At 34.5% G+C, this 4,283-nt stretch carries 4 protein-coding genes; all 4 read right to left on the bottom strand.

Annotation, left to right across the window (positions count from 1 at the left end):
* Nucleotides 1–227 precede the first annotated feature (227 nt).
* Complete coding sequence (locus ACP7AV_RS17025; protein WP_426092989.1) at nt 228–866, bottom strand: hypothetical protein; 639 nt, start codon at nt 864–866, stop codon at nt 228–230.
* 68 nt (nt 867–934) lie between these two features.
* The gene (locus ACP7AV_RS17020) at nt 935–2,500 is read right to left on the bottom strand and encodes an IS1182 family transposase (protein WP_426092988.1); all 1,566 of its coding nucleotides are present in this window, start codon (nt 2,498–2,500) and stop codon (nt 935–937) included.
* Between the two features lie 342 nt (nt 2,501–2,842).
* A complete protein-coding gene (locus tag ACP7AV_RS17015; protein WP_426092987.1) occupies nt 2,843–3,364 on the bottom strand; it encodes a hypothetical protein in 522 nt (173 codons plus the stop codon).
* 243 nt (nt 3,365–3,607) lie between these two features.
* A complete protein-coding gene (locus ACP7AV_RS17010) occupies nt 3,608–4,135 on the bottom strand; it encodes a hypothetical protein (protein ID WP_426092986.1) in 528 nt (175 codons plus the stop codon).
* Nucleotides 4,136–4,283 lie beyond the last annotated feature (148 nt).

Raw genomic sequence — 4,283 nt, 5'->3', positions numbered from 1 at the left:
ACGTATGCTCAAAAGTGACGGAAAACACGAAAGAACTAGCTGAAACCACTCCGCAAAAAAAGAGGAACAAAATCCTATTAAAAATACCGCTACAATCTTTACGATAACTCCATAGTGTTGACGGCAGGTAATCGGTTCTCCCGTAAAAACGGGACAGGCTGTTCAACACGGGTTTCATTGTTGGTGCTGCGCACGCAACGAAACCCTAACTGTTATGCCCAGTTTTTTTATAACTCGCTCGAGTATTTTTGACCTAATATTTCGACACACAGTCCTTTTTTTACTAGGTTAGCCGTTTCTTCTAGTTCTCCTTTTCCAGCAAAAACTGTATCTTTTTTTGATCCTTTCTCAATACGTGAAAGAAAAACATTTGACCCCATTTTTCCATTTTCTAAAAGTCTATTTTCATACCAAATTACTCCTTTGGTGTTATCCAAAACTTGTCCGAAGAATGCTCTTGAAACATACGTAATGCTGTCGGTTTCATAGTCTATTTCTGTTCCGGGAAATTGATAGCTATTTTCTCCATGTTTAATGGATAACTTTCCGTCCGAAGGTGAGTGAATATAAAGGGAAATGTTTGCGTCACACTCGTTACAGTCTCGACCGGAGAAAATCAAAAAGGGAGCTTTGTCAACGTTAGAAACTTGTCCGATAAATTTAAGCTCAAATAAATTGGTTTGGAAAGACTGTCCGTTTTTAAAAACTAGTTTACTACCGTCAACTTTTTCAAAGAGCCATACTTCCGAAACTTTACTTATGGTTATTGGGCTGACCGTTGTTTTCTTGATAACGTTTTTTGAATCTTCCTTACTTCCGCAACCGATAAAAGTCCAAAGTGCTAATATTATTACTAAATGTTTCATCGTTTATCTTATTTAAAATTGGGCATAACGTCAGTTCGTCTAAAAACCTTCAAACGAACAGTATTTTGTTAATCAGTGAGTAAATATATGTGATTTAAACTACAATTAAAATTCTTTCTGGGAAAAGTCGGTTTAGGATTATCAAAATAAAACAGTCCGTAAAAAGCTTTAAAAATTGCTCTTAGAGTCCCAAAATATAAAGCCAATACTTTTAGATATTGTTTTAGTAGATTTTGGTCTATTAAATTAAAAATTCGGCGCAGATTGTAGGCACAGAAAATCAATCCTACATCGGCTGAGGCGCGTTTGATGGTTTTTTTGGTCATGATATAATAAAAATCCGATTGTCTTTTAATGACACCGTATGGATGTTCCACTATGGCTTGCCTTCTGCGATAGACTTCATAATTATTTTCGATTCGTACTTTATTTTGAAAAATTAAATCAGCGTATTGGGAGCGTTCAATGAGTCTGCCTTTGACATTTTTGGTACATTTTTTATAAAGTTGACAAGTCAAACACGCACTAGTTTTGTAATGCTTCATCTGGGTTATTGATTTGCCGTTCTTTTTGGCGTACCAATTTCCGTTGGTGGTCAGGGTTTCATTGGCAGGACAGGTATAGGAATCGGTGGTTATGTTGTATTTAAAATGTTCTACATCAAAAGCCAAATCAGGTGCGTGAGCAGAAACTCCTGGAATAGCTACCAACACATCAATGCCAAGTCTATTAGCATAATCGAACTCACTCCCTGTGTGATAGCCTTTATCATAAATGGCGGTAAAATTGTTGTGACCTAAAATGGTTTTGCTTCGGCGCAACATGCCGCCCATGGCTTTGGAATCGTTTTCATTGGTCACCTTGAAATCAATTGGAATGTTATGCAGCGCATCCACTGTAGTTTGTACCGTATAGGCCACTTCCGAGATGTTATTTCGCGTCATTATTTGGCGACTATCAGGATCCGAAGTCGAAATTTGGGTAACCCCTGTAGTATCAATTGTGTTTTGATACCCGATGTATTTTTGCTTTTGAATACTGTGTTTTTTTATCTTCTTTTCAATAATTTGTTTTTCCAGAACATCATCATCTTCTTTAGCTAAAGCCAAGTTATATTCTTCGAGTCTAGCATCGATATAAGCAATGTGACGCTCTATTTTATTGGGATTAAAATTGTTTTTCTTGGCGTTTTGTGCTCTGAGTTTGGTACTATCACCAGCAACAAGGCTTCCGCCAATGAGTTCAAAATGGGAGGCTAGTTTTACCGTTGCCCGAAAAACGCGCGCAATGGCTTTGGGATTGTTTTTACGAAAATTAGCAATGGTGTTGTGGTCAGGAACCAAACCTTTCAAAAGCCAAATGAGTTCAATGTTGCGATTGCACTCTTTCTCCAAAGTTCTGGAGGAACGCATGCGATTGAGATAGCCGTAAATAAAGAGTTTGAGTAAATCCGAAGGATGATAAGCAGGTCTTACGTTTTCGACAAAATCGAAAGTAAAGCCAAAATCAGCGAGTTTAAGACTGTCTACAAAAAGGTCAATGAGCCTGATTTCATTGTCTTGCGCAATGGCATCATCTATCGATGAAGCAAAAAGCGGGAGTTGGTTTCTATTGGTTCCGTTGATGAATTTCATCCTTAAATATAATAAAAACCAACGAGTTATGCAAATTATTTGAACGATTTTTAATACAATTTATTTAACAGGGATAAAGGAGGTTATTAGACAGTTTGACGTCCCGCTGCCTGTGGATGTTGTGGAGGTTCGTAACCTTTCAATTTTTGGCTTAACGTAAAGTTTATGCGAAACGATAATTCCACTAAATTCCACAATAGCAACAGACAGCTGTTATGCCTTCGGTTTTTTATTTATTCCAATTTTCGGTTTCGCTTCTGCACCGTTTAAGTCAGACGCATTTTAAAAATAACATTATGTTTATTACTGATAAAATGGTTTCATATTCCCACTGGTTTCTGCTTATTTCTGTTTTATGCTCTCTTTTTTTTCAACTACATTGTTTTTTGATAAGGACTGAGGAAGTTTCAATTCTTTTAAATGAGCATTCTCGACTTTCAGTTGAGCATTTTCGACTTTTAAAACTTCACGATTCTCTAGCAAAATGTAATTTCTCCAGCCAAGAAATAGAGCAGAAACTCCAAATAAAAAACTTAAATAAAAACTAATATTATTTTTTATGTATTTATCATTCTCCCGAATTAAATCAAATCCTTTTGATGTGATTTTCACTAAAGCAGAAATTTCTTCTCTTGGTATTTTTCGACCAGCAACTTGTATAAACCACAATCCATTTTCAGAAATATATTCAATTAAATCGCTTTTAGTTAAGAACTCAATAAATCTCTTCATCTCGTATCTTTCTTCCATTTGTGGTTTTTCTGGGAAGTTGAATAACAAAAATTCTTTAATGTCAACAGGTTTGTATTCTCCATTTCTTTTGGAGATATATTTAAGAGCTTTTATAGTTAAACTGTCTTTCATTTTTCGGTTTTCTAAACTGAGGCATAACGTTCCGCTGCCTGTGGTCTGTTGTGGAAGTTCGTAATCCGAGTATTTTTGGCTTAACTAAAATATGATTGCGAAACGGTAATTCCACTAAATTCCACAATAGCCAAAGACAGCTGTTATGCCTTCGGTTTTTTATTTATTTCAATTTTTGGTTTCGCTTCCGCACCGCTTTTAAGTCGTAAGTATTTTAAAATTATTTTATGGAAAAGTTTTTTTTTAAGTGTCAATTTTTTTGGTGGTTGCTTTTTCAACCGCTTCCTTGGGATAAATCTCTAAAGGTTTGGCATCACTTTTTATTGATTCTGATTTCTTTTCTAGGTTTAATATGCGTTCTTCTAATTCATTTATTTTAGTGTCGTCTTTAAATCCTAAAATTATGGAAACTAAAACTGCGATTATTGAAATAAGCAATGGGTACCATTTAGTTTTTAGAAGCCATTTATTGACTTCTGTACTTGATTTCAGATTTTCAAATTCTATTCTTTCTTTTTCAGAATTATATTCAAGTTCTTTAGTTACTTGCTCTAAGTACCGTTCTCCTTTTTCGGTTATCGAATATATAGAGTTTCGGTTTTCGTCTTCAACTATTAGATGGTTAGCTTCTAAAACACGTATGTTTCTTAAAAAAGATTTTCGTTCAAAATGCTCATATATTTTTGAATATATTTCTTGGTCTCTTAAGTTTACAATGTTTTGTTTTATAAAAATCAAATGTTCACTTAATTCCTTTTCGTTTTCATTCATATTTTCGTTGTTTCGGTTTTTTAAACTTGCTGCTAACGTCAGTTCGTCTAAAAACCTTTAAACGAACTCATTTTAGTTAATCAGTAAGTAAATATATATGATTTAAACTACAATTGAAACTCTTTTTGGAAAAAAGCATTCTTCATTC

The sequence above is a fragment of the Flavobacterium sp. DSR3-2 genome, from assembly GCF_049896525.1.
Taxonomy (GTDB): Bacteria; Bacteroidota; Bacteroidia; order Flavobacteriales; family Flavobacteriaceae; genus Flavobacterium.
The sequence above is the reverse complement of the archived record's forward strand: the minus strand, read 5'-3'. Positions and strand labels throughout refer to the sequence as shown.

Coding starts and splice junctions, on each gene's coding strand:
- ACP7AV_RS17015 (WP_426092987.1), bottom strand. CDS start 3,364: ATGAAAGACAGTTTAACTATAAAAGCTCTTAAATATATCTCCAAAAGA.
- ACP7AV_RS17025 (WP_426092989.1), bottom strand. CDS start 866: ATGAAACATTTAGTAATAATATTAGCACTTTGGACTTTTATCGGTTGC.
- ACP7AV_RS17020 (WP_426092988.1), bottom strand. CDS start 2,500: ATGAAATTCATCAACGGAACCAATAGAAACCAACTCCCGCTTTTTGCT.
- ACP7AV_RS17010 (WP_426092986.1), bottom strand. CDS start 4,135: ATGAATGAAAACGAAAAGGAATTAAGTGAACATTTGATTTTTATAAAA.